The organism is Candidatus Zixiibacteriota bacterium (assembly GCA_020853795.1).
Taxonomy (GTDB): Bacteria; Zixibacteria; MSB-5A5; order CAIYYT01; family CAIYYT01; genus JADJGC01.
In genome coordinates this window covers 1-24,646 of the sequence record JADYYF010000195.1, presented here as the reverse complement: position 1 = coordinate 24,646, position 24,646 = coordinate 1, and the positions used below count along the sequence as shown (strand labels likewise).

The following is a 24,646-nucleotide window of genomic DNA, read 5'->3' as shown; positions in this document are numbered from 1 at the left end:
GCGTGGCCCAGGTTGAGCCGGGACGAAATGATCTGGTTGTCCGCGGCGGTGCGCCATCGGAGAATCTCTACGTTGTCGGCACGTTGGAAGTGCCAAACATCAATCACTTCGGCACGCAAGGCGCGACAGGGGGACCACTATCACTGGTGAATCTTGATTTTGTCAGTGGTACCAGCTTTTCAACCGGTGGGTTCGGGGCGCGTTATGGGGATAAGCTGTCGAGCGTGTTGGCGCTCGATTTGCGTCCCGGCCGGTCCGATCGGGTCGGTGGAAAGGGTACGGTGTCCGCATCGCAATTTGGCCTGAATCTGGAGGGGCCGCTGGGTCGACGCGGAAGTTTTCTGCTGTCGGCGCGCCGGAGCTATCTCGACCTGATCTTCCAGGCGGCCGGGTTTTCGTTTGTGCCGGAGTACTGGGACTTTCTGGCCAAGCTGGATTACCGTCTCGATCGGGCCAACAGCGTCAGTTTCACCGGCATCGGAGCGATCGACAACGTGCGCCAGAAAAACGACGATGCTGATAACCGTTTTGACAACTCGCAAATTCTCGCCAATGAGCAAGATCAGTTCATCGGCGCCGCCGTGTGGCAGCATCTGTTCGGCCGGGGATTCTTTGAAGTAACGCTGGGGCAGTCGGTTGTTGAATTCGATGTCCGCCAGAACGACTCGCTACTGAATCCGGTGTTCACCAACCGCTCGACGGAAAGTGAAACCTCGTTGCGCGCGGACTTGACATTGTCGGTGACGGCCACATCGAAACTGACGGCGGGGATTCAGGGGAAACAGATTGGATTCGAAGCGGAAATCCTAATACCCCGCCTCATCAACACGTTTGGAAACGAAATTGAGTTGGACCGCCGGGTGGATACGACAACCTACAAGTCGTCAGGCTATATCCAGTGGTCGCAAACACTGGGCCGCTTGAGCGGCAATGTAAGCGCGCGATTTGACAACTTCAGCCTGCTGGAAGACGGCCTGGTCTGGTCACCACGAGCAAGCATCGCCTGCGCACTCGACGATGTTACTACGATCTCGTTGGCAAGCGGGCGTTATTATCAGGCGCCGTCATACATTTGGCTGTTCGCCAACGGCGAGAACCGGCGGCTGAAGCAGGTTGGCGCCAATCACTATGTAGCGGGGGTAGAGCGAGTCATTCGCGACGCCACCCGCGTTCGGCTGGAATTCTATCTGAAGAACTACTTCGATTATCCAGCGAGCACGACACAGCCGTATCTGGTGCTGGCCAACACCGGCGCCGGTTATGGCGGGAAGAACGAGGGATTTGCAGCGTTCGGTGTCGATCCCCTGGTGAGCCGGGGCAGCGGACGTGCTCGTGGGATCGAATTGTCCGCGCAGAAGAAGTTCTCGGATGTTCCCTGTTACGGTACTCTGGCACTCAGTTACAATCAGGCGCAATACACGGCATTGGACGGCGTCCGGCGTCCAGGGACTTATGATCAGACGTGGATCTTCAACCTTGGGGGCGGTTACGTCTTTAACGAAAAGTGGGAGGTCTCCGGCAAGTTTCGTTTTGCAACCGGCGCACCCTACACGCCGTACAACGCGGATGGTACGCAGTCACCGGAGCTGTACAATTCGCATCGACTGAAGTCGAATCACGGTCTGGACGTCCGTGTCGACCGGCGCTGGCACTTCGCCAGTTGGACGATGATTACCTATCTTGACATTCAGAACGTATATAACAATCCCTACAATCAGCGGCCCCGCTGGGATGAACGCGACCGGCGCGCCGATGAGGGTGAGTCGATCGGGTTGTTGCCGTCGATCGGGATCAGCGTGGAGTTCTAAACTGTGCGACGCATTCTGATCACGGGCGCCAGCGGGTACATCGGCGGGCGGCTGCTCCGGGCTCTGGAAACCCGGGCCAGCCGGAATGAAGGGTCCGAGACCCTGCAACTTCGCTGCATGGCGCGCCGACCCGAAAACTTGCGCGGACGAGTTGCAGCGAACACTGAGATCGTAGCCGGAGACGTCGCTGATCCCGCCTCTCTGCGGAGCGCGCTCACGGGGGTCGAGACAGCGTTCTACCTGATTCATTCGATGGCGGAAGCTGAGGCGTTTGTCGAGCAAGACCGCATCGGCGCGGCGAACTTCGCAGACGCCGTCAGCGCGGCAGGCGTCAAGCGGATCATATATCTGGGCGGGCTTGGCAGCGGCGGGGAGCTCTCGCGTCATCTTGCTTCGCGCCAGGAAGTGGGGCGCCTTCTGCGCGACGCCGGAATTCCAACGATTGAGCTGCGAGCATCGATCATCATCGGCTCGGGAAGCCTGTCGTTTGAGTTGATCCGGACGCTGGTGAGCAAATTGCCGATTATGATTACTCCACGATGGACGCAGACTCTGGCGCAGCCAATCGCCATTGAGGACGTCATCGACTATCTTGTGGCTTCGATCTTCCTTCCCGTCGACACGAGCCGGGTCTTCGAGATCGGCGGCGCCGACCAGGTTTCTTACGGCGAGCTGATGCGCGAGTATGCCCGGCAGCGCGGGCTCAGGCGCTGGATTCTGCCGGTGCCGGTGTTAAGTCCGCGGCTTTCGAGTTTGTGGCTCGGATTGGTGACCCCGGTGTATGCCGGCGTCGGGCGCAAGCTCATCGACAGCTTGCGCAACGAGACGATCCTGCACGATCAGGAGGCACGGCGGGTATTCGGAATCAGTCCGCGCGGATATGCGGAGGCGATCCGCCGGGCGTTGATCAACGAGGACTCGGAATTTGCCGCCACGCGTTGGTCGGATGCGCTCTCGGCAACGCCGCATGCGCGCGGCTACGGCGGAGTCAGGTTTGGAAATCGATTGGTTTATTCGCAGGCTCTGCAAGTCACTTGCGGTCCGGTCCAGGCGGCCGCACCGATCATGCGGATCGGAGGCAATCGCGGCTGGTACTTCGCCAATTGGCTCTGGCAGCTCCGGGGAATTCTCGACTTGATTGTCGGTGGTCCCGGAATGCGGCGGGGACGGCGAGATCCGGAGGCTTTGAGCGTCGGTGATACAGTTGACTTTTGGCGTGTGGAAGCGGTAGAGGCCAGTCGACTACTTCGGTTGGCGGCCGAGATGAAGGTCCCGGGCCGAGCCTGGTTGCAGTTTGAGATTAATGCAACCCGTCAGGGGTCAGAGATCCGTCAAACGGCGATCTTTGATCCGGCCGGGCTATTCGGCCTGCTTTACTGGTATGCGTCTTACCCCATTCACCTGGTTGTCTTCAACTGCATGTTGCGTCGGATCGCAGCGGCTTCTGCTGGGGGTCGAGACGCGAGGGCAGGAGATGGCAGTGGACGATCCCGCTCATCGGAGATCGTCCACAAATGACGCTCGGCTAAGGCCTGTCAGTTTGTCGCCAGCGGCGACGGTAAGAGGGGCGGCTTAGTGACCTTGGTATCCGCCTTCTTCAGTTCCATTTCTTCGACCAGCACGGCCGGCGTAACGATGGTTGCCGGCATTTCATAGTCATTGCCGATCAGATAATTGTAGACGTAGCGGCTGTTGTCGGTCTGCACGATATCGCGCAGGATGCGCGAAGTGACGCTGCTGAATTGGAGACCGCGGACCGGAACCTCGCGGCCATCCGGGTACAGCCGATAGATCTCAAAGGGTATTGTCAGACCTTCGCCGCCGGCCTGCGCCTGACCGAACATCTGCAAGCCGGTACTGGGAGCGGAGAGATCGCGCAGGCGGCGCACAATCAACCCGTACGGCAAATCGATATCCTTGCACATCGCGATCAGATTCGCCTTAAGCTTGTCGAAGCTGATCTTGTCGGTAGACTCGAAGATCAGGTTAGCCGGCTTGGCGGTAACATCCTTGCTCACGGCTCCGCGCGCCGAGCCGGTCGGCTCCTTGATCTTCTTGGTCGGCGCGATGCCGATCAGGAAGTTGACCAGTTTGCCGTTTTCGACAAGTGTTGTCCGCTTCGGAACACCGCCGGCATCGTCGACTTCGTAGCGGCCGATCAGCGGCGTCTCGCCAATCCTGTCCAAAGTCGGGTCGTTGTAGACGCTGAAGGTCGGCGGCAGCACGCGGCGATTGAGCTTATTGGCGAAGTCCGAGGTCTCCAGCGCTCCGCTGATACGGTCGTTGTCCGACATCGGTGCGGGCATGTTCGAGACGTGCCGCGAGAACAACTGGCGGAAGAACTCACCAGCGGCCTCGCCGACGAAAATCACCGGTCCAATGTAGTCTTCGAGCGTGTCGGCGGTGATCAGCGCGTTCATCTTCTCGGCATTGCTGCGCGCCCAGGTCAGCAGCTGATCACGAGGCGGGATACGGCCAAAGTCATTCACGATGATGCGATCATTGTTGCTGACCATCTCGCCGTCGGGGGTGCGGCCGGCCATGTTCAGTTCGAAGCCGTAGATGCGGTCCCCGCGCAGTGTGCGGGTGCCTTCGCTGTTGGCGAGGTACTGATTGACGACAGAGGCCGTGACTTTCAGCTCAGAGGTGGTGATGGCCGGAAAAGCGCGGAAGACATCGGACATCGGCCGGGCGAGATCCTCGAAGAACTTCTGGTCGATATCGAACACTTCCGGCTTATCGAGGAACTTGTTCGGCGGTAGTTTGATGTGATCCGCGGGCCGATCCGGCATGATGCGCGTTTGCAGGTAGGCGCGCTTCTTGGACAGCGTCTCGAGGGCACCCTTATAGACACGATCAGTCGCCAGGTAAACCTGGTTGCGAACAGCATCGTAGTCGTCGTCAACCGGCAGCGTCACGAAATCGGAGCCAAAACTGCCAAAGCCGGAGGCGAAATTCGAGTTATCCAATTCGTAGCTACCGACACGGAGGTCGGTCGTCAGATAGCGCCCGCGTTCGAGGTGGGATTCGACCAGCATGCCGAGGCTGGCGGAGACTTCCATTTGCTGGTAATCATCAACCGTGTAGTTGATAAAGTACGGGCGCTCCAAGTTCTCCATGACGAGTTGCGATGTGTTGCGCTGTAGCTCGTCGTCCAGGACTTTGAAGACAACATCAGCGGTTGCGGCCGTCGCCGGCGCGACCAGGAGCAGCGCCGCTACCAGTGCCGCTGCGGTCAACGATAAGGATCTTACGTGCGTCATCTTACATACCTCCTTGACCGGCATCGCTGGTCTTGACCGGTTTGTACGGGGGCGGCAAGATCGGCGGTTTTTCCTGCTCCTTGAATTTCTTCTCGACCTCCAGTTCGGAGACGAGGATGCTCGGCGCCGTCGCCGATACCGGTACCCAGCCCGACTCAGCGCCGCAGGTGCCGTTGAAGATACCGTAGTCATTGCCGGTGGCGATGATGCGGGCAAAACTTGATAACGGCGTACCGACGATATCGACGCCACGAATCGGTTCCAGCGGCCGATCGTCGGTATAGCACTTGTATACGAGAAGCGGGATCACCTTGAACGACTGCGGACCGAAGCGCGAGGTGGTGGTGAAGCCGCCGGAGATGTCGTTAAAGATCAGGCCGTAGGGTTTGCCCTGCTTGCGGCACTCGTCTTTCAGGAGTTGCACCAGCTGGGCGAACGGCACTTCTTTGGAGGACTTGATCATGAGGTTACCTTGACGCGCGACGGCATCCATCCCCGCTTGTTTGCGACCGTGAGCGTTCGAGGTCGGGAATCCCTCTACGGGCGAGCGCGACATCAGGAAATTCTTGAGCACGCCATCCTCGACAACCGTCACCGGAGTGGTCTTGACGCCCTCGTCATCATAGCGGTAGAAACCACGCAGGAATTGTCCGTTGAAGTCACGGACGGTTGGGTCGTCATAGACATCGATGAAGTCGGGGAGGATCTTTTCGCCGACCTTCTTGGCGAAGGTCTGGCCTTCGAATTCGGACTTCTGACGATGGCCTTCGATGCGGTGCCCGAAGATTTCGTGGAAATAGACGCCGGTAGCGCGATTGACCAGAATTGCCGGTCCGATGTAAGGTTCTGCCAGTGGCGCCTTCAACAGCGCATCGAGTTCACTGATGACGCGATTAATTGCTGCGGTGATTTCCGCATCGCCGGGCAGACCGGCAGGTGTATCGGAGTCAAAACTCTCGTAGCGACTGATACGCATGCCGTCAGACGCGGTACCTTCACAGCGGACGAACAGCCGCGCGTACGACTGGCCGGTCTGGATCATTGAGCCTTCGCTCGAGACAAAGAAGCGGTTGTCATTGGTCAGACTGAGTTCGACGCTGGATTCTTCAACGAAAGGAAATTCCTTGAACATCCGGCTCAGTTCGCGCAGCCGGCCTCCCCACGTCTCCGTGTCCAGTCTGACAGACACCAGATCGCCGATGTACTGCTGCGGTTGCTCGCGCGAGAAGTCGGCGGAAGTATCCTCCTGCTCGACCATAACCTGCATGTTGGTCTTGACTTTGGTATACTGTTCGATCGCAGCTTTGTATTTGGCGTCGGTGGTGTTCCAAATCACCGTGCGCACCGCCTTGTCGTCATCCTCGAGGGGTAGTTCCGGTGATTGATTGAAGTTGAAGCCGAAGCCAAAACCACCACGGATCTCGCGGGTGTTGTCGAGCGTATAGTCGCCAACGCGCAAATCGACGTCGAGGATGCGGCGGCGATAGCCGTCTTCCTTGGTCAGTGCGCCGTACGATGCCGACAGCGAGCGCTGATCCGTGTCGGTGACATGGTAGGCAAGAAAATACATCGGCACAGTGTCGGCGTTGGCATACGCTTTTACCGAGCGGTCCAACTCGGTTTTCATTGCCTTCAGCAGCGGCGACGGCTCGGCCTTCTGTGCCCAGGCTGATCCGGCGATAAGCACTATCGCAACCATCGCGCCCAAGCATTTCCATTTCGTCATTTTACCTCCAGAATTGTCAGGAGCCCTGCTCCTCAGAGTTTGCCAACAAACTATGATATTCTACGGCGAACTTCCAGTGAAGATCGCAGAATCACAGGCGAGCAAAATCGGGGACGTCAGCGGCAGGCGCGATGCTCAGTAGCCAAAAGCCGTGATTGACGCCGTCTCGGTCTCGGTGATGAAGATTGTCCGATGTATCTGGTCAACAGCGATACCGGAGGGGCGTTGCAGGGCGCGGTCGCGCGGGTAGACCAGGCGGAGTTTGGCGTTGAGGTCATAAACGAAGACTTTACCGGCGATCTTATCGAGGACGTGGATTCGCGTCGCGGAGGAATCGGTGTTGTCCGTTACAATGGCCGCCGCAAAGGGCAGGACGATTCGCGTTTTCGGGGGTGGCTCGACCGAGCCCAGCGGGTGACCGTCGCTCGTGAAGCGAGAAATCGACCGGCTTTCGCCAACCCACAGCCTGTCATCGGGTGTGAGTAAGGTCATCCGCGGTTCGGAGAGCGTGCCGACCTTCTCATGCGGAAGCAGATCGAGCAGCTCAAGAAATTCGGCGAAAGGCTGATTGTCGACCAGCGAGATGATGGCGATACGATTAAGCGCGCCGTCCACGACGGCCAGGCGGCGACCGTCGGATGCAATTGCCAGCGGGTCGATACGATTAGACTGATCGGGATACCATTGGATCGAAGTCAGGAAGTCGCCTTCGCGGTCGTAAAGGGCAATCTGCCGGGCTGCGGTGTCAGCGACTATCAGCAGGGAGTCAGTAACGACGATCGAGTTTGGTATGACGGTTTGTGGCCGTTCCAGGCGGATCGTCTTGAGCAGGTCGAGCTGTGAAGAGTAGACTTGCACGGCCGATTTGCGGCTGAACGCGACATAGAGCGAATCCTTGGCGAAGGCCACCGCGCTGGGAATGACATCCTCCCCGTCCAAGCGCACTTGGAAGTTGGTCAATTCGACCGGGACGGTGTCAAGCGGCTGGGCGGTGTGTTCCGGCAGCGACATAGTCAGAAGCGGACGGATCTGAAAGCGGTACAGCCCATAGGCGACAAAGAGAATGACTACCGACAGGATCATCAGGGGCGGCGACAGCCGTCGGCGCCAACGAGGGAGCGCTTCCGTCACCTGATTCGGGTCATCGATGGTCGGTTTGGTCAGCATAGTGAACTCGGCTTGTGCGTACCGCTTGGCATCTATTTAGTTATCGGTATCCAGAGTGAATCACTGACGGCCATCTTTGATGAAACATTCCGGCGCGGGCACCAGTCTAACACGTTGGATTTCAGGAAGGAGGAACCGGATGACCAAACGACTTTATCGATCGACCCAGAGCCGGGTAATCGCCGGTGTCTGCGGCGGGATCGGCGAGTACTTCGACATCGATCCGGTCTTGATCCGCATCGGCGCGGTAATTCTGACCTTCGCCCACGGCATCGGCTTGATTGCCTACGTGGTGGCGTGGATCGCAATGCCCAAGCTGCGGCCGGAAACGGTCGTGGAGCCACAGCCAAAACCGGAGCCCTCGCCGTTACGAAAGTATCTGCCGGGGTTGTTCTTGATCGGCCTGGGGCTGATCTTCCTGCTCGACCGGATATTCTGGTGGTTCCGTTGGTCGTTGGTTTGGCCGAGCCTGCTGATTCTGGTCGGCCTGGCAGTCCTGTTCAGTTCCATCAAGCGTTCGCAGGAAACGGGAGGTATGCGTGAGTCCGTCGAGAGTTAGATGGGGGATACTGCTGATCCTGATCGGCGGAACCTTTCTGGCGATAAATCTGGGCTATTTGAGCTGGTGGGTCTGGGTCGATTTGTTGTTTCTCTGGCCTGTGCTTCTAATTGCGATCGGCCTGGAGATGATCGTCAAGCGGACCAAGCTTGAAATCCTGGGATACTTGTCGTCGCTGCTGATCATCGGCAGTTTTGTCTGGGCCATTGACGAGAACGGCGGCTTCACTGCCAGCACCGGCCGCGACAGTCTGGACCGTTCGCAGGCGTCGATCAACTACTCCGGCGAGCAGTCCGCCAATATCAAGTTGAATTTCTCCAATGGGCGTCTGTACGTCAATTCGCAGGACTCGCACCTGCTCCTGGTAAACTCGCAAGGACCGGTGAATCGGATTGCGATGCGCAGCAATTGTTCCGGCGGGCGTTGCGACGTCGAATTGGGAATTCGCTCGAAGTCGATCTTCAAGCGCACGACACTGATCGGCGGCGACAACTACTGGAAGTGTTATGCTCATCCGGGCGTTGAGTTGTCGTACACGATGGAGGTCGACGACACCGATGTGCGCATGTTTGCGCAGGATCTGAAGATTGCGAATCTCGACATCAGTGCCGACCACTCCGATCTGCTCCTTAAATTCGGACGGGAAGCCGCGCAGGTGACAGTCAAGCTGTCGGGACGCAGCTCGGATTATGACATCGTCCTGCCCGATTCGGTTGGAGTTCGCCTGGAGGGTGTGACCTTGTCGCAGCGAACGAAGGAGGCGCTCGGTATCGTGGACAATGGGACTTATCTAAGCAACTCGTTGTTCGGGACGGCAGCGGTCAATTTCACAATCGTCGGCAACCTAGATAACAGCAAGATCGACTTGAGTTACTTCAACACCGAACCGACGCCGGAGGGGACGATTTAAGGGGTTGTCGGAGTGATGCTTATCACGAGGCTGGTCGCCTCCTTTAGCGGCAGACCCTGGTGATTTTGGTAGTTCCATAGCCAGAGAACATTGACAAAAGGGCGAATATTTGTAACTTCTCTTCATGAGCTCCTGATATTACTTGCACGAAAGGTGGTTGTTTATGCGTCGCACTTTGTTTGCGCTCGCGCTCTTTGTTTTTGCCTCACATGCACAAGCCAACATCCTGAATGTGCCAGGCGAGTTCCCAACGATTCAGGCCGGGATCGATGCGGCGGCCAGCGGTGACACGGTGCTGGTAGGGCCGGGGGTGTATGTCGAGAATATTGACTATAAAGGGAGAGCGATCAGATTGCGGTCGTCGGGAGGAGCGGAAGTAACCTTCTTGACTGGTACAATTTCGGTAAACGAAGGTGAGGCTGTCGGAACCGAACTGTGTGGATTCTCTGTTGTTAATGGCTCGGCCACTTCGCTTGTGGTGATCGAGGCGAATGCCAGCATTGTGATCGAAGATAATATCTTCTTTAACAACTACGGTGGGGAAGTGCTGATAGGGTGCTACCAAGGATCGGTCTTGATCCGGCACAATCTGTTTCATCATAATACTGTTGGGAGCGCCTGCGTTGGCGTTTTCAGTGCGAGCACGACCATCATCAACAATACCTTCGCTGAGAATTCCCGGGGTTTCTTTTCACTGACCGGATCAACCACCGCAAAGAACAACATAGTCACCGGCTCGAACGCTTACGGTGTGTTTGGTAAATACCACGAACTAAGCTACAATGACGTATTCAACAACCATCCTGACTTTGAAAGCGCAGTTGCCGGCCCCGGAACTCTCTCTGAGGATCCACTCTACTTGGATCCCACTCAGGGACGATATGAACTGCAGCTCGGATCTCCCTGCATCGACGCCGGCGATGCAGCAGTTGAATTCAATGATCCCGATGGGACGCGCAATGATATGGGAGCGTATGCGTTCTTTCACGAACTGCCGCTCGCGCGCTCGATCGTCGTAGGTGAGATTGACAATTTTCACGTGACTTCACCGACCCCCCGTATTCGCTGGCAATATATCGGGGCTTCTGGCTCGGCTCAGGTCAAGTATCAGATCGAGGTCGGTACCGATGCCGATTGGTCGGAAGCCGAATTGTGGTCATCGGGAGAAGTTAACTATCCGGGATTCGAAGCACAGTACAGTGGCCCGCCACTTGGCCCGGGTTCTACCTGCTTCGGCCGGCTGCGAGTTGCGGATGACAGCGGCTGGGGAGCCTGGACGCATTTCAGTTTTCACCGGAATACTTCACCCTCGATACCCGCAATCGTTGATCCTGCAAATGATGTAACCTTGCCCAGTAGCTATGTCAGACTGCGGATCAAGCGCTCCCTCGACGCAGAGGGAGACGCCATCACTTACACTTTTTCCGTCGCTGTCGATTCGCTGTTCTTCGACAACGTGGTGGAGCTTGAGGGGCAGACCGACAGTCTAACTGCAAGACTCGTCGCGATTGATGATCCAGGGAGGTACTGGTGGCGATGCCGCTCGTTCGATGGTATCGAGTATTCGGAGTGGTCAGCGGCAGCGAGCTTCCTGACGAGGTCGGGCATCACGATCCGTGTGCCAAGTGACTTCTCGACGATTCAGGCGGCAATCGACTTTGCCGGAAGCGGCGATACAGTGTTAGTTGGTCCGGGCCTTCATACAGGTCGCATCGACTTCGCTGGAAAAGATGTGGTGGTGAAGTCTGAAGCCGGGCCTGAAATGACGATGCTTCAAACCGAAGACGGGAATCCCGTGGTCCGGCTGACCCGTGATGAATCTCGCGCTGCTGTGCTGGAGGGGTTCGGATTCCAAGGTATCCACGACAACGAAGAATTGATTCGGGTTGACAGCCTTTCCTCTCCTACAATTAGGAACAACCGGTTCCTCTACAATTCCGCGCAGTTCACGCTCATCTGGGTGGATTCGGGAAGACCGTTGATTGAGAAGAACGTCTTCTTCAATAACGAAGTCGGAAATGCCTGCATCGGCATTGTCGAGGATTCTTCGGAGATTCGCAACTGCACATTCCACTCCAATTCGCGCGGCTTCTTTAATCTCAGTGGTGAAGCCATCGCTCGAAACAACATTGTCACCGGCTCGACCGGCTATGGGATATCTGGCAATTATTCCTTCTTGGAATTCAATGACGTGTGGAACAATGAACCAGACTACTCTGACAGCTATATGAGTGGAACCTATGTAATGAACATCTCTTTGGATCCGCTGTACCGTGATGCTGTGGCCGGTGATTTGCACTTACAGCCACTTTCACCGTGCATTAATACCGGGGATCCGTCGCCAATACTCAATGATCCCGACGGATCTCGCTGTGATATGGGTGCCTTTCCTTTCCTTGCGGTTGCTCCCAGCGAGTTTGGACTGCTGGAGCCGCCCGATGAGCTTGGCCACCCTCTGACGTCGATTGCACCGGTATTTCGATGGAACCAGTCTCTGCCCACTTCGACAAGCGAGAATGTCACCTACTCGCTCGTCATTTCGATCGACAGTAATTTCGCGTTCTCGTCAACGCAGGCTGGAATCTCCGATTCGGAGTGTCTCCTTGCCGCACCCCTCTCCTGGGGGACGCGGTACTGGTGGAAAGTATTGGCGACCAGCACGTATGGCGGGGCACGGTGGTCGGATGAGGTATTCACGTTCCGGACCATGACGCTCGGGGATGCCGACGGATCGGGGCAGTTGAACATCTCGGACATCGTGTTCTTGATTAACTTCATTTTCGCTCAGGGACCGGCACCCGATCCGCTGGTGTCCGGGGATATGAATTGCGATGGGCGGATCAACATCGGCGACGCGGTGCGTCTTGTGAATTACATGTTCCTGAGCGGGCTGGCACCGTGCGACGATTTTCCGACGATGATGCCGGCAGTGGATTTCGAGAAGTTGGAGTCGATTCCGCATTCCTCTGATTAGTCATTTCCTGTATTCAAACCCCGGTGCTGCCGGGCCGTGAAGCGCGATGCGGCAGACAGTGATTGTCTGCCGCATCTTTCCGTCTTAAGATAACCAGAGATGAGCCGGTTTTGGGCTGATACCGTAGTCGTTGCCCACTTCCTGTGGGTCGTCTTCATGATCGGGGGTTCTGTCGTGCAGATGATCGCCATGAAGTCAGCGAAGCTGCGCGAGTGGTGCGTCATTCGGGCCGTACACGTCGCCGGAATCCTCTATGTCGCGATCCTCACCATCATCGGTCGTCCCTGTCCCTTGACTGTGTGGGAGGCGCAGTTGCGTCGCGCTTATGATGGGACACAGCCGGAGTCATTCCTGGTGCGCTGGCTGGAACGGTTGCTTTACCCCGATGTCGACCCATTGGTGGTGTATATTCCCACGATCGTCCTTGCGATTCTGTCGGTGCTGTCGATGTTGGTGGCGCCACCGGGCCGGTTGCGCCGCCTGCTTTCGCGCAACTGAGCGCGCAATCTCCGCCATCAATCTCACCGCCAGCCGCCGTATTACCGACTAGTTGGATCGATTAATTGAGGAGACGACTTTGTGAAACTACATTACTGGATTATCGCCCTCGGAATTTACATGCTGGCGATGGGGATTTTGGGTTATATCCGCACCGGCTCACCGACGGCGCTGTTTGTCAACGGCGGGATCGCGGTGGCGACGATCGTTTTGGGCTACTTCAACGGCGGCGGCAGCCCCCTGCTGCTGAAGATTACATTGGGCTGGGTGGCGCTGAACACGATCATGCTCACCTATCTGACCTTCAAGCGGATCGCGGCGCACAGCCAGGCTCGGGCCGGCTCGGAGTTCATCTTTGGCTCGATGGCGCTGTTCAGCTTGGTGGTGGCGATTTTGTTGATTCGCGAGGTGATGAGGGGATTGCGCAGTTAGAATCTGCCGACCAGGCGGTGCGGAGGTGAAATACGGGAAGAATGACTGCTATTCACCCATTGCTAAAAATCGACGTCGGGGGTAAATTAAGGACAGAGGGCGAGGTCCGAGGCAGGTCAGAACTGGACCGCTGAGCTGTCGCGTATTTCCAAACGCGCCCTCTCGCGAACGGCCGCTCGCGAACTCAACCAGGACGAGAACGCAGCGGTGACGTTCAACCAGCCGAACCTCACATTTCGGTACTCGCACCAGGAGCTCGGAGTCTCACAGCCGAGCTTCTACTTTCTTGGGGGACGGTCGCGTCGGGCGCAGCCGGGTGTTACGAGATCACGCCGTGTTTCTTGCCGACTTTGGTGAAAGCCGCAATCGCGCGATCGATATCTTCGCGGCTGTGGGCCGCGGAAATCTGCACGCGAATGCGCGCGGCGCCTTTCGGTACGACCGGGTAGTAGAAGCCGACCACATAGATGCCTTCGTCGAAGAGGTCGCGCGCCATCGCCTGCGAGAGCTGGGCGTCGTTGTCGAACTTACGCAGCAAAATCGGCGTAATCGGGTGAATGCCGGGATTGATGTCAAAGCCGCGGGCGGTCATTTCCTTGCGGAAATACTGTGTGTTCTCCATCAGTTTCTCCCGCAGATCATCGCTTTCATCCAGTAATTCGAAGGCCGCGATGCTGCCGCCGACCAAAGCCGGAGCCAGCGTGTTTGAGAACAGGTAAGGCCGCGACTTCTGACGCAGCAGGCCGATGATTTCTTTCTTTCCGGTGGTGAAACCGCCGGAGGCGCCACCCATAGCTTTGCCGAGGGTTGATGTGATGATCTCGACTTCACCGAGGACGCCGTTGATCTCGAGCGCGCCGCGCCCAGTCTTGCCGAGAAAGCCGGTGGCGTGGCATTCATCGACCATGACCAGCGCGTCGTACTTGTGCGCCAATTGAACGATTTCCTTGAGGCGGGCAATATCGCCGTCCATCGAGAAGACGCTGTCGGTGGCGATAATGATGTTGCGTGACGGCTGCGGCTCGCCGGAAAGGCCGGGGTGGTCCCACAGGTCCATGCCTTCGCGGGCGCGGATCAGATTCCGCTCGAGCGAATTCATATCGGAATGTTCGTAGATGTAGCGCTTGGCCTTGCAGAGGCGGATGCCGTCGATGATGCTGGCGTGGTTGAGGGTATCAGTGATGATGGTGTCTTCCGCACCAAGGAGACTTTCGAACAGGCCACCGTTGGCATCAAAACACGACGAATAAAGAATTGTATCCTCAGTCTGGTAGAATTCGGAGATCTTCTGTTCAAGTTGTTTGTGGATATTCTGCGTACCGCAGATGAAGCGGACCGACGAGAGGCCAAAGCCATAGTCGTCCAAGGCCTTATGAGAAGCTTCGATAATGCGCGGATGATTCGCCAGTCCAAGGTAGTTATTACTACAGAAATTCAGGACTTCACGGCGTTCATCTTGGCGGGGTAACGACACCCGAATCTGAGCCTCTTGAGGCGAGTGAATGACGCGCTCCTCCTTGAACAGACCGGACTCCCGGAGATGGGTCAATTCCTGACTGAAATCGTATTTGACGCGCTGGTACATAAGGTCTCCTTCTTGGGGAAGGAAATTACAGCAAAGGCGGGGGCAAGTAAACAGGATTTGTGGGGGCCTTGCCGGCAGCTGAATCCGGCCGGTTCTGCTTGACTCGCGAGAAGAATCCCGGCCGTCGGTTAGTACGGCCGGGGAAAATTATCTACATTCCGTACTTCTCGATGATCTGCTCTTTGGTCAGATGCAGGATACCGAACTTCTTGCCGACCTTAGTGAACGCTGCGAGAGCCTTCTCCAAGTGATGTTGCTCGTGGGCGGCGGAAAGCTGAGTGCGAATGCGCGCCTGACCCTTGGGCACCACCGGGAAGAAGAAGCCGACGGCATAAATGCCTTCCTGGTACAGCTCGCGGGCAAAATCCTGCGAGAGCTTGGCATTAAACAACATCACCGGCACGATCGGAGTCTCGCCCGGCTTAATCACGAAGCCGGCCTCGGTCAGACCTTTGCGCCAGAACGCGGCATTGCGTTCGAGCTTGTCACGGCGTTCGGTTGACTGGCTGATCAGGTCGATAACGCGATTGGCGCCGGCGGCCACGACCGGCGGGATGGTGTTGGAGAACAAATAAGGCCGCGCCCGCTGGCGGCACATTTCCACCAATTCGCGACGACCGGAGACGCAGCCGCCGGAGGCGCCGCCGAGCGCTTTGCCAAGCGTGGTGGTGATCACATCGATCTTGCCGACAACACCGAAGTGTTCGTGGGTGCCGCGACCGGTCTTGCCGATGAAGCCGGAGGCGTGGGAGTCGTCGAGGAAGACCATCGAGTTGTACTTCTCAGCGAGTGCGACAATCTTGTCCAGCGGCGCAAGGTCGCCATCCATCGAGAAGGCGCCATCAGTGATGATGATGCGGAAGCGCGCTTTCTGGTGGAGTTGCAGCTTTTCCTCGAGATGCTCCATGTTAGCATGCTTGAAAGTATCCTGCTGGGCTTTGCAGAGTCGCATGCCGTCGACGATCGAGGCGTGCACCAGGCGATCAGCGATCATGACATCTTGTTCACCGAGGATGGCTTCGAAGACGCCGGCGTTGGCGTCCATGCAGGAAGGAAACAGAATCGTGTCTTCGGTGCCGAGGAACTTGGTGAGCTTCTGTTCGAGTTCCTTGTGGATGTCCTGCGTGCCGCAGATGAAGCGCACGGACGACATGCCGTAGCCGCGGTGGTCGAGGCCGGCACGGGCGGCGGCGATGACCTCCGGATGCGACGACAGGCCAAGGTAATTGTTGGCGCACATGTTGATGACGCGTTTGCGCTCAGAGCCGATCGGAAATTCGACGTCGATTTCCGAGCTTTGCGGCGCGCAAATGATGCGTTCTTCCTTGAAGATGCCCCCAGCGCGAATTTCGTCGAGTTCGCGCTTGTACGAGTCTCTGACGGTATCTTGAAAAGCCATATTGAGCCTACTGCACGTTGAATTCCTTCAACAGCGCGATAATGTTGTTGACTGAGTCGAACGCCTTGGGTGTCGCTTTGGCATCCGGTATCTGAATATTGTATTTGTGTTCGAGGAAAAGTTTGAGCGAGACCATCGAGAACGAGTCGACGATACCGCCGGAAATCAGCGGGGTGTCGTAGTTGATGACCTGGTCTTCGTCTTCGAGGTACTCGCGCTTGACGTAGTCGAGGATCACATCTTTGATGTTGGACATTGATATCTCCTTAGCGAATTACATGTCATTTTCAAGAGTAGAGGTATCGCCGATCTCCTGACCCCATTCCTTGGCGCGGAGCAGGCGGCGCATGATCTTGCCGCTGCGAGTCTTGGGCAGTGACGGGGCGAATTCGATTTCCTGCGGCATTGCCAGTGCGGAAAGTTTCTTGCGGACGAAGTTCATGATCTGCAGTTCGAGGTCTTTGGACGCGGCGAAGCCGGGCTTGAGCGTGACGAAGGCTTTAACGACCTCCATATTGACGGGGTCGGGTTTGCCGACGACGGCCGACTCAGCTACAGCTTCATGTTCGAGCAGAGCCGACTCGATCTCGAACGGTCCGACCAGATGCCCGGCGGTGTTGATGACATCGTCGTCGCGACCGACGAACCAGTAGTAACCCTCGTCGTCGATGCTGGCGCGATCGCCGCAGATGTACCAACCGTTGACAAACTTCTTCTTATAGGTTTCCTCGTTTTTCCAGTAGCTGCGGATCATTGCCGGCCAGCCGGGTTTGAGCGCGATGAGACCGACGACGCCGCTGCGACCGATCGGTTGATGCGTTTTCATGTCGAGCACGGTGGCGGTCATGCCGGGGAAGGGCCGCCCCATCGATCCCGGCTTAATCTTCATCCCGGGGAAATTCGTGATCACAATGCTGCCGGTCTCGGTTTGCCAATAGGTGTCGTGGAAGGCCAGTCCGAAGACCCGTTCCGACCAGATGACGGCTTCGGCATTTAGCGGTTCGCCGACCGAGGCCAGATGGCGCAAACATGACAGATCATACTTCTTAACGATTTCGTCGCCTTCTTTCATCAGCGAGCGGATGGCAGTAGGCGCCGAGTACCACACGGTGATTCGGTGTTTTTGAATGAAGGCGTACCAATTGTCGGCGCTGAAACCGGCGTCGAGCACGCATTGAGTCGCACCACAGGCCCAGGAGCCGATAATGCCGTAAGAAGTCCCGGTCACCCAACCGGGATCGGCCGTGCACCAGTAGATATCGTCGTCGCGCAAGTCGAGTACGTAGCGGGTTGTGATATACTGCGAAATGATTGAGTAGTGCACGTGCTGGGCGCCTTTGGGCTTGCCCGTGGTACCGGAGGTATAGTGCAGAACCGACGGCGTCTCCGCCTGGGAAGGAAAGATGTCGAAGTGGTCAAGTCCACCCATCTTCTCCATGTGCATTGACACTTCGCCGTCCGCCAACGGCTTACTGGAGTCCTCGTCAACGATGATCGTTAGCCGCAAGTTCGGAAGTTCGGGTCGAATCTTGCGGACTTTGGCCAGATGCTTCTTCTGAGTGATGATCGCCGCGGTTTGCGCATCCTCAAGACGCGTCTGGAGCGATTCGGGACCAAAGGCGGAAAACAGCGGTTGAACGATACCGCCCATTTTCAGGACGCCGAGGAAGCCAATATATAACTCCGGCACCTTGTCCATGAAGAGGCAGATGCGTTCGCCGGGTTTGAGCCCGAGATCCAGCAGGTACCGGGCAATTGCATTGGAGTAGCGGCGGGTGTCGTTGAAAGTGAAGCGTTTGATCTCGCCGGTGTGCGATTCCCAGATGAGGGCCAGCTTATCGGCCTTGCCGAGCCGGCAAATGCGATCGGAGCAATACTCGCCGATGTTAATGATTTGTCCGGGTCGATATTCAAGTTCTTGTTCGGCAATCCCCCAACTGAAGTTCTGAAAAGTCTGTTCGTAATTGCCCATGTGCGCCACGGCAGTGCCTCCTGCCCGGTGAAAAGTTAGTGTTTGAGTCAGCAAGTGACCAATTCTTCGATAAATATATCGATTTTGGCAGGCGGCGGCAAGGAACTCCGACGATTTTAAGTGGGTTTTTTGTGAAAAAATTCACGACAACAGATCGTTGTTAGCTGCTCTAAGGCTGAGATAGTCGGTTGCGCTGATAGAATTTGACTATTTGTCGACGCCAAAGCGTTCGCCGAGAGCCGGATCGTAAATGTTCTCAGAACGAGCATCTGAGCGCTCGGCGATGAGGCGCAGGAAACCCAGATAGCGACCGTGATCGGCTTCGAGGGCTTCCGCTTCCGACGGGAAGATGCCTTTCCCCGTGCGTTCCAGCGCCAATTCGAAATCGCGCCAATGACGCCAACCGTCTCGTTGTGGCTCCACTTCTACTTTCGTTATCGAGGCGCTGCCTTGCCAGAGCTGTTTCCAGAAATGAGGTGTCTTGAAGCAGCGGCAGGTAGGATCCCAGAAGACTTTGCCGTTTTTCTGTGGCTGCGTCAAGTAGTCCGGCGGTGGACCGGCGAAATCCTGCATCAGGCCAACAACGACGATTCCGATCGAGCCGCTGGGCCGGACAAAGCGAGCGAGATAGTCGATAAAAAGATCATCGGTCCCGAAATACTGGTAGGCATCAATCGAGATTGCTGCGTCAAAGAAGCCTTCGGCAAAGGGTAGGGAGTGCGCCTCGGCCTTGATCGGGCAGATCTGGTCGGCCAGCTCCGCTTCGCGGATACGCCGCCAATTGTTGTCAGGACCGATCCAGAGGTCCGTCGCCCAGACCTTTGCCCCGTATTCGCGGGCAAGGAAGATGCTGGTCATGGCCTTGCCACAGCCGAGGTCCAGGATACGACTGCCAGGCGCAATCTGCAGTCGTTCACACAACCACTCCAGCAGCCAAATCGAACTTGGTCCCATCTGATTGTCGAGCATCCAATCGGTTGAATATTTTTGCGAGCGCGGGAATTCCGGCTTCTTGAGCAGCACATCAAGCTGATCCATACTCTCTCCCATCGACACAATGTTTTCGGTCGCAAGTCTGGACCGCAACATAGACGCTGGAGAATGAGAAACCAAGTCGATACCGGCCGACAGTGAAGGAGACGGCGGGTGATATCACCTCGCCGTCCCAAGTGCCATCGATCACGGGCGGAGTCTAAAGCATCGTAGCGAGGGCAAGGATGATCACGCCGAAGATCGTGTTCGTTCCGGAGAGGATGTCAATCATCTTGCCGGCCTGGCGAAACTCGAGACCGGGCGCTGTGCCGGGTGCAGGAGCGAATTTGCGTATTTTGGGGGCAGCGACAAAGGTGATTAGAATCCCGTTGATGGTCGCCAAGGCGAACAGGATGTGCTTGATTGTAAGGGTTAGACCGTAGCCAGCCGAGGTGTCAAACATGGCACCGTCCGGTGTCTTCATGATGCCGGTGATCAACAGGGCAATCATGCTGACCCAAGCAACGATAGTGAAACGTTTGGCGATGACGCCAAAGAGCTTTCCGGCTTGCGACGGATCAACCGCCGACATTGCCGGTTTCAGCACCAGCCCCATGAAGACCATGCCCCCGATCCATGAAACCGTGAACAACACATGCAGAAAATCCACCAGGTTAAAAGCCGACATCTCCGTTTTCCCTCCAGGTTAAAGTTATTGTCACCGGTACTATTCCAGTTAATGGACTCTGGTGTCCGAAAACTAATACGGAGCCTCTTGATGAATGTTTCATCATCTGTCCATGAATTTTGGTGAAGATTGGGAGCCCGGCCTTGCCGTTCTCGGGTACTCGTTCGGTTGCTTTAAATGGGATGGATTTTGCTTTGTTCAATTCGCCATCTTTATGGCGGCGAGGAGCTCGATTTGGCGCAGGTCAGCGGCCGATTTCACTTCAAGGCGCACACCGCACCCTTCCGCGTACTTGGGGGCTTTTTCGATTGCGTCAAGGACCCAAGGCGACAGCTTGCTGCTCTGGGCGGCGGCGACGGCCTTTTCGCCGAGGGCGAACGAAGCGAGAAAGTAGCCGTGACACGGAGTCATATGGAGGACGGTGCGTTTGTCGGTCCTGAGACGAAGTCCCCAGCCGTAGGCCTTGCCGGAGTAGCCCCATTCCGGGGAGATTGAAGCGAATTTCGAGTCAACATGCTGATGCAGTTTCAGCCAGAGGCTGTGGGCTTTACCGAGAACAATCTTGAGATCTTCCCCGGTCGGCGGGTGGGCTTTGTCTTCGAATGCACTAAGCGCCATGACTGCCTTCGTTCGTGCTTCTGCTAATCGAACTCATAACGCGGGTCGGCGGGAGTTTGTTCGGAACCGATTCGCCCGATCATGATCTCAGCCCGGGTGTAGTTTTCGCCTTTCATTGGCGCGCCGGAAAGCCGCCGCAGCATCGCGAGTTGACCGGTGTGTGTCAGGGCATCGGCAATCGGGCCCTGGAACAGCTTGGTCAAGTCGTAGCGGGTGGGCAGGCCGGAGGCGAGGAAGTCGTCGAACTTCTTGAGCGATTCAAAAAAGCGCGCGCACTCCTTGTCCCACTCTTGCGGGTTGGAATCGCGCCATTTTGGCTCGCCGATAGCCATGGTCAATGCCCAATCGAAGAGGTCGCCCATGTGCGCGACAATCTGCACCGGCGTCTTGCTGATCGGGCCGGCTTTGAAATGTGCGAACGATGCCGGCGCGCCGCGCATCGTCTTGGCGGCGCGGTAGGCCAGCGTGGCGAGGGTATGACGGATGATGTCAAGGTCGGTCATGGACATAAGGTGCCTCCTTCACGGCTGCGATGAAAGGCCGTCGCGGCATTGATAGCACGCTCAATGACGGCGAGCAATCACATTCTTGGCGCGGAAAACTTACCAACAAAGCGCAGCCCCGGGCGAACATCGCCCGAGGCCGGCAAGAACTTCGTTTGCGTCCCTCCGCTAATCGCTGATGCCGTACTTGGAGAAGTGGTAGATCGGTATTTGCGGTGACGACTGCTTCGCAACTTCTTGCACTTCCCACAATCCGGTCGACGGATTGAAGTAGAAGAGTACGGATTTGTTTCTGCTCGTCACCTGCGGATTCGGTTGAACGTACAGCGGGAAATTGAAGACCTGGCCTTCCGGACCGCAGTCCAACATCCAGAATTCACCAAAGGGCGCTTGCAGCTTGCGGACGCGAATGGTCAGGGTTGTGCTCTTGATCACGGCCATCCACGGCAGCGAGAAGCCGATGCGCTCGACCCCATGAATCACGTCGAACTGGTAGCCGCGCCAATCGACAGTCGCTGACAGCGTCGTGTCATAGAGCACCGGGCAGGTGTTGACGTTGATACCCGGACCCAGTTCCGGGTTGTCATCTCTGATGGTCTCGTTTAACCAGTCCAGCTTGTTCTGATTCGGATCGGTAACGGGGCCGGAGCCGTTCGTCGAACAGCCGCCAAGGAGAGTCAGGGAAAGTGCGATGACCAACACCATCAACAATGCCGGAACGTACTGCGCGTGATGTGATGATCTCTTCAACCTTCCTCCTCCGAGATTTCCTCAATCTCGATTTGAAACAATCTGTTTCGTGGGCAGAAGGGAGAGTCGCAAAGTGGCGGCCAAAGTGTTTCAAGACGCTACAGAAGTGATCCCAGTGGTTAAGTTCATGTCATTCGCGCACTTGCAGGGCCGAATTCTGGTCGGCGCTTGAGCACCAGAACTGAACAGCGAGATTTTTCGCAAGAAGTATGGGATGAAGAGGATAGTGTGTTGGGAATCGTCTACAGATTCCGAACGACGCGAGTACCGGCGACAATGTCGCCGAGGCGGGTACGCTCCTTAGTAAGGAGGATCACGACGACGCCGAGAATGCTGAAGGCGGGCAGGCCGTCGACCAGGCGGAGCGCGTTGCGAATCAGCGATTTCTTCAGGCCCGGTTTGCTGCCGTCGACGGCAATTACGCGCAAATCAAGAAGTCGTTTTCCGACCGTCCAGCCCAAGTACGCTTCCAGCAGGACATAGTAAGCGACAATTACGATGAAGAAGATCACGCAGAGCGGGTCGGAGATCATCCAGCCGATGCGCCAGACATGATCGGCGGAGGTCATCAACCAGGTGCCCTTGACGATTCTTGTGACCGGGAAGAACACGGCGCAAAACAAAATCCAGTCGAGGACCAGCGCCAGAAAGCGTTGGCCGAGTGTGGCGAAGCGTGGGACGGTGTCTGACATTGCGGCAACGTAGATTTTGATCAGTGATAGCGAATGATCGGCGCTGCAAAGAACAAGGGCAAGGAGAAAGTCGGAAGGAGGCCAAATGGCGACACGGTGGGCTATCGGTCAAATCCGGTTGCTCGCCTTGAACAGGCGATCAAGGCGCGGGAGGAACATCGGAGTGCACTCACGGTACGAGCGATACATCTGCCCAAATCTTCGCTCAAGCTCCGGCTCTTCGATTGCCTTGATTTCCCAAGTTACGCCGGAAATCAGGAGCGGCAAGAAGATGAAGAGAATTGTGACCGAGCCTAACCAAAGACCCAGCCCCGCCAAGAATACAAACAGGCCGGCGAACATGGGATTGCGGACAAGTCGGTAGAGGCCGGAGGTGACTAACGTGGGTGGAGGACTGATCGGAACCGGAGTACCACGACTCAGCAAGAACTGTGCTACAGAACCGACCATCATTGCCATGCCGATTGCTATCAGCGGATAAGCGACGTATGGAACGACCGGCGAAGAAATCTCCTGCAATTCGAGCCACTCACCGAGGTAATACACGCCAAGAGCAGCGAGCAAGACAAGAGTGAAGAAGACAATCGGTGCCAAGGCGCAGATGGCGTATTTGCGGGGCGAGCGATCCGCCGCGGCGCGGCTCAGATACTCGATAGCTTTTTCACGGAGACTCACTTCAGTCCCTCCTTGAGTATGCCGCTTTGGGGCCGGTCTCGTTGGAGCTTCTCATGCGAACGGGTCCCGATCAGTGACGACTTGTCACATAATCTTGTAGTTGCGACTCCGGAGCGACTGGTTGACTTCACACATTGATAATCACCTTACCGCGCGCGCGCTTGGTTTCGAGGTAGCGAATAGCCTCCGCAGTTTCGGCCAATGTGTACTGCCGGTCGATTACCGGGAGTACTTTGCCGGATTCAAGGAGGTCTTTTAGGAAGAGCAAATCGGCTTGATTTGGTTTCGCCATTCCCAGTCCGACGAGCTTGCGATTTCCGAGCGATGCCAGCGGCGCGAGGAGCATCTCTTTAAACATGTGTGATAACGTTGAGAATCCGGCACTGACGCAGATACCGCCGGGGTGGAGTGCGCGGCGAAATTCGAATGCAGAGCGATTGGCGATGGCATCGAAGATCAGATCGTAGCGCTTATCGCCTGTTGTGAAATCTTCTTGCGCGTAATCAATGACATGGGTGGCGCCGATCGAGCGCACCAATTCGAAATTGCGGGCACTGCAGACGCCCGTGACCTCCGTGCCGTACGATTTGGCGATCTGCACGGCGAACGATCCTACACCGCCGCTCGCGCCGTTGACCAACACGGACTGCCCGGGACGGATTTTTCCCTTATCGCGTAGACCCTGCAGCGCTGTAAATCCTACGACGCCGACTGAGGCTGCTTGCGCAAATGAAAGGTTGGGCGGCTTGAGCGCCAATATTTCTTCGCGGGCGATGGCGTACTCGGCGAAAGCGCCGGCACCACGGCGAGCCATGCCGAAGACTTCATCGCCAATTCTGAGATGCCCGACCTTTTTCCCGACGGCGGCCGCCGTGCCGGCGAGATCGGCGCCGAGTGTGGGATTCTTCGGTTTGAGCAGCCCGTCGACGAGGCGAATCAGGAAAGGGTCGCCGCGCATCCGATGCCAGTCGAGCGGATTGACGGAGGCCGCCTGGACCTTGACGAGAACCTCGTCATCCTGAGGTGAGGGTATTTCCACCTCCCGGAGTTCGAGCGTGTCCGGTGGACCATATTGCGGATAGATGATGGCTTTCAAGCAAGCGTCCTTGTTGGCAGTGTAGCGGAATGATAGTTCATTGCGGTGGAGTTGGCAAGACAGGCGGCTGAGCGATATCCTAACTTCACTTGAGCGCGGTCGGGAATCCTTTCCCGACCGGGCGATTGCCGTCAGGAAAGGATTCACCCAAGGGGGACTTCGCCTGACGGCACGGTGCGATGCGAAAGTCCGAACCGGGGTTCGGACCTACTTCATTTCGTCGTTTTGGCGCCCATTTGGATACCGAGTTGTTCATACACAACATCGTTGGGCTCCCACAGTTCGATCTTGTTTCCTTCGATATCCATGATGTGGACGAACTTTCCGTAATCGAAGGTTTCGATGGTGTCGGTGACGGT

23 protein-coding genes are annotated in these 24,646 nt (G+C 56.8%); 7 read left to right on the top strand and 16 right to left on the bottom strand.

All coding sequences use genetic code 11. From position 1 onward, the window contains the following. On the top strand, positions 1 to 1,808 hold a 1,808-nt coding region (locus IT585_14710; GenBank protein MCC6964501.1), incomplete at its 5' end, for a TonB-dependent receptor. A gap of 3 nt (positions 1,809 to 1,811) precedes the next feature. Further along, the gene (locus IT585_14705; GenBank protein MCC6964500.1) at positions 1,812 to 3,326 is read left to right on the top strand and encodes a DUF2867 domain-containing protein; all 1,515 of its coding nucleotides are present in this window, start codon (positions 1,812 to 1,814) and stop codon (positions 3,324 to 3,326) included. A 17-nt stretch (positions 3,327 to 3,343) separates the two neighbouring features. Here IT585_14705 and IT585_14700 read toward each other — a convergent pair whose 3' ends face one another. The 3 genes from IT585_14700 to IT585_14690 form a co-directional block, all read right to left on the bottom strand. Further along, positions 3,344 to 5,071 carry a hypothetical protein gene (locus IT585_14700; GenBank protein ID MCC6964499.1) on the bottom strand — a complete coding sequence of 576 codons (1,728 nt, stop codon included), beginning with the start codon at positions 5,069 to 5,071 and terminating at the stop codon, positions 3,344 to 3,346. Position 5,072: 1 nt separating this feature from the next. After that, the gene (locus IT585_14695) at positions 5,073 to 6,797 is read right to left on the bottom strand and encodes a hypothetical protein (protein ID MCC6964498.1); all 1,725 of its coding nucleotides are present in this window, start codon (positions 6,795 to 6,797) and stop codon (positions 5,073 to 5,075) included. Positions 6,798 to 6,932: 135 nt separating this feature from the next. Next, positions 6,933 to 7,964, bottom strand: a complete 1,032-nt coding sequence (locus IT585_14690) for a hypothetical protein (protein ID MCC6964497.1) — start codon at positions 7,962 to 7,964, stop codon at positions 6,933 to 6,935. Between the two features lie 139 nt (positions 7,965 to 8,103). Between IT585_14690 and IT585_14685 the strand changes: the two genes are divergently transcribed. From IT585_14685 to IT585_14665, 5 genes are all read left to right on the top strand, one after another. Continuing rightward, on the top strand, positions 8,104 to 8,523 hold the full coding sequence (locus IT585_14685) for a PspC domain-containing protein (protein MCC6964496.1): 420 nt from the start codon (positions 8,104 to 8,106) through the stop codon (positions 8,521 to 8,523). After that, complete coding sequence (locus tag IT585_14680; GenBank protein ID MCC6964495.1) at positions 8,504 to 9,433, top strand: hypothetical protein; 930 nt, start codon at positions 8,504 to 8,506, stop codon at positions 9,431 to 9,433. The genes IT585_14685 and IT585_14680 overlap by 20 nt, the downstream gene beginning before the upstream one ends. A gap of 163 nt (positions 9,434 to 9,596) precedes the next feature. After that, complete coding sequence (locus IT585_14675) at positions 9,597 to 12,407, top strand: right-handed parallel beta-helix repeat-containing protein (GenBank protein ID MCC6964494.1); 2,811 nt, start codon at positions 9,597 to 9,599, stop codon at positions 12,405 to 12,407. A gap of 99 nt (positions 12,408 to 12,506) precedes the next feature. Continuing rightward, positions 12,507 to 12,905, top strand: coding sequence for a DUF2784 domain-containing protein (locus IT585_14670; protein MCC6964493.1), 399 nt, complete (start codon positions 12,507 to 12,509; stop codon positions 12,903 to 12,905). Positions 12,906 to 12,986: 81 nt separating this feature from the next. Beyond that, positions 12,987 to 13,337 carry a hypothetical protein gene (locus IT585_14665; GenBank protein ID MCC6964492.1) on the top strand — a complete coding sequence of 117 codons (351 nt, stop codon included), beginning with the start codon at positions 12,987 to 12,989 and terminating at the stop codon, positions 13,335 to 13,337. Between the two features lie 319 nt (positions 13,338 to 13,656). Here the strand turns inward: IT585_14665 and kbl (IT585_14660) are convergent, their stop codons facing one another. From kbl (IT585_14660) to IT585_14600, 13 genes are all read right to left on the bottom strand, one after another. Further along, positions 13,657 to 14,922: a glycine C-acetyltransferase gene (kbl, locus tag IT585_14660; GenBank protein ID MCC6964491.1), complete on the bottom strand. Its 1,266-nt coding sequence runs from the start codon at positions 14,920 to 14,922 to the stop codon at positions 13,657 to 13,659. A gap of 151 nt (positions 14,923 to 15,073) precedes the next feature. After that, positions 15,074 to 16,321, bottom strand: a complete 1,248-nt coding sequence (gene kbl / locus IT585_14655; GenBank protein MCC6964490.1) for a glycine C-acetyltransferase — start codon at positions 16,319 to 16,321, stop codon at positions 15,074 to 15,076. 7 nt (positions 16,322 to 16,328) lie between these two features. Beyond that, positions 16,329 to 16,577 (bottom strand): acyl carrier protein, encoded by a 249-nt coding sequence (locus tag IT585_14650; protein ID MCC6964489.1) that lies wholly within the window; start codon positions 16,575 to 16,577, stop codon positions 16,329 to 16,331. 18 nt (positions 16,578 to 16,595) lie between these two features. Beyond that, the gene (acsA, locus tag IT585_14645) at positions 16,596 to 18,302 is read right to left on the bottom strand and encodes an acetate--CoA ligase (protein ID MCC6964488.1); all 1,707 of its coding nucleotides are present in this window, start codon (positions 18,300 to 18,302) and stop codon (positions 16,596 to 16,598) included. Between the two features lie 198 nt (positions 18,303 to 18,500). Next, entirely contained in the window at positions 18,501 to 19,343 is an 843-nt protein-coding gene (locus IT585_14640; GenBank protein ID MCC6964487.1) for a methyltransferase domain-containing protein, read from the bottom strand. A 142-nt stretch (positions 19,344 to 19,485) separates the two neighbouring features. Then, positions 19,486 to 19,953: a hypothetical protein gene (locus IT585_14635; protein ID MCC6964486.1), complete on the bottom strand. Its 468-nt coding sequence runs from the start codon at positions 19,951 to 19,953 to the stop codon at positions 19,486 to 19,488. 198 nt (positions 19,954 to 20,151) lie between these two features. Further along, on the bottom strand, positions 20,152 to 20,571 hold the full coding sequence (locus tag IT585_14630; protein ID MCC6964485.1) for a DUF3788 domain-containing protein: 420 nt from the start codon (positions 20,569 to 20,571) through the stop codon (positions 20,152 to 20,154). Positions 20,572 to 20,594: 23 nt separating this feature from the next. Next, positions 20,595 to 21,080: a hypothetical protein gene (locus tag IT585_14625; protein MCC6964484.1), complete on the bottom strand. Its 486-nt coding sequence runs from the start codon at positions 21,078 to 21,080 to the stop codon at positions 20,595 to 20,597. A gap of 162 nt (positions 21,081 to 21,242) precedes the next feature. Next, positions 21,243 to 21,824, bottom strand: a complete 582-nt coding sequence (locus tag IT585_14620; GenBank protein ID MCC6964483.1) for a hypothetical protein — start codon at positions 21,822 to 21,824, stop codon at positions 21,243 to 21,245. Positions 21,825 to 22,066: 242 nt separating this feature from the next. Then, positions 22,067 to 22,516 (bottom strand): RDD family protein, encoded by a 450-nt coding sequence (locus tag IT585_14615; GenBank protein ID MCC6964482.1) that lies wholly within the window; start codon positions 22,514 to 22,516, stop codon positions 22,067 to 22,069. Between the two features lie 108 nt (positions 22,517 to 22,624). Further along, the gene (locus IT585_14610; GenBank protein ID MCC6964481.1) at positions 22,625 to 23,191 is read right to left on the bottom strand and encodes an isoprenylcysteine carboxylmethyltransferase family protein; all 567 of its coding nucleotides are present in this window, start codon (positions 23,189 to 23,191) and stop codon (positions 22,625 to 22,627) included. Between the two features lie 127 nt (positions 23,192 to 23,318). Next, complete coding sequence (locus IT585_14605; protein ID MCC6964480.1) at positions 23,319 to 24,287, bottom strand: NAD(P)-dependent alcohol dehydrogenase; 969 nt, start codon at positions 24,285 to 24,287, stop codon at positions 23,319 to 23,321. Positions 24,288 to 24,499: 212 nt separating this feature from the next. Then, positions 24,500 to 24,646: VOC family protein (locus tag IT585_14600; GenBank protein ID MCC6964479.1), on the bottom strand; the 147-nt coding region annotated here is incomplete at its 5' end.

Bases quoted from the DNA above. Each gene is read 5' to 3' on its own strand.
- IT585_14690 (MCC6964497.1), bottom strand. From the start codon at position 7,964: ATGCTGACCAAACCGACCATCGATGACCCGAATCAGGTGACGGAAGCG.
- IT585_14670 (MCC6964493.1), top strand. From the start codon at position 12,507: ATGAGCCGGTTTTGGGCTGATACCGTAGTCGTTGCCCACTTCCTGTGG.
- IT585_14695 (MCC6964498.1), bottom strand. From the start codon at position 6,797: ATGACGAAATGGAAATGCTTGGGCGCGATGGTTGCGATAGTGCTTATC.
- IT585_14675 (MCC6964494.1), top strand. From the start codon at position 9,597: ATGCGTCGCACTTTGTTTGCGCTCGCGCTCTTTGTTTTTGCCTCACAT.
- IT585_14630 (MCC6964485.1), bottom strand. From the start codon at position 20,571: ATGGCGCTTAGTGCATTCGAAGACAAAGCCCACCCGCCGACCGGGGAA.
- kbl (MCC6964490.1), bottom strand. From the start codon at position 16,321: ATGGCTTTTCAAGATACCGTCAGAGACTCGTACAAGCGCGAACTCGAC.
- IT585_14640 (MCC6964487.1), bottom strand. From the start codon at position 19,343: ATGGGAGAGAGTATGGATCAGCTTGATGTGCTGCTCAAGAAGCCGGAA.
- IT585_14615 (MCC6964482.1), bottom strand. From the start codon at position 22,516: ATGTCAGACACCGTCCCACGCTTCGCCACACTCGGCCAACGCTTTCTG.
- kbl (MCC6964491.1), bottom strand. From the start codon at position 14,922: ATGTACCAGCGCGTCAAATACGATTTCAGTCAGGAATTGACCCATCTC.
- IT585_14625 (MCC6964484.1), bottom strand. From the start codon at position 21,080: ATGTCCATGACCGACCTTGACATCATCCGTCATACCCTCGCCACGCTG.
- IT585_14650 (MCC6964489.1), bottom strand. From the start codon at position 16,577: ATGTCCAACATCAAAGATGTGATCCTCGACTACGTCAAGCGCGAGTAC.
- IT585_14635 (MCC6964486.1), bottom strand. From the start codon at position 19,953: ATGTCGGCTTTTAACCTGGTGGATTTTCTGCATGTGTTGTTCACGGTT.
- IT585_14685 (MCC6964496.1), top strand. From the start codon at position 8,104: ATGACCAAACGACTTTATCGATCGACCCAGAGCCGGGTAATCGCCGGT.
- IT585_14700 (MCC6964499.1), bottom strand. From the start codon at position 5,071: ATGACGCACGTAAGATCCTTATCGTTGACCGCAGCGGCACTGGTAGCG.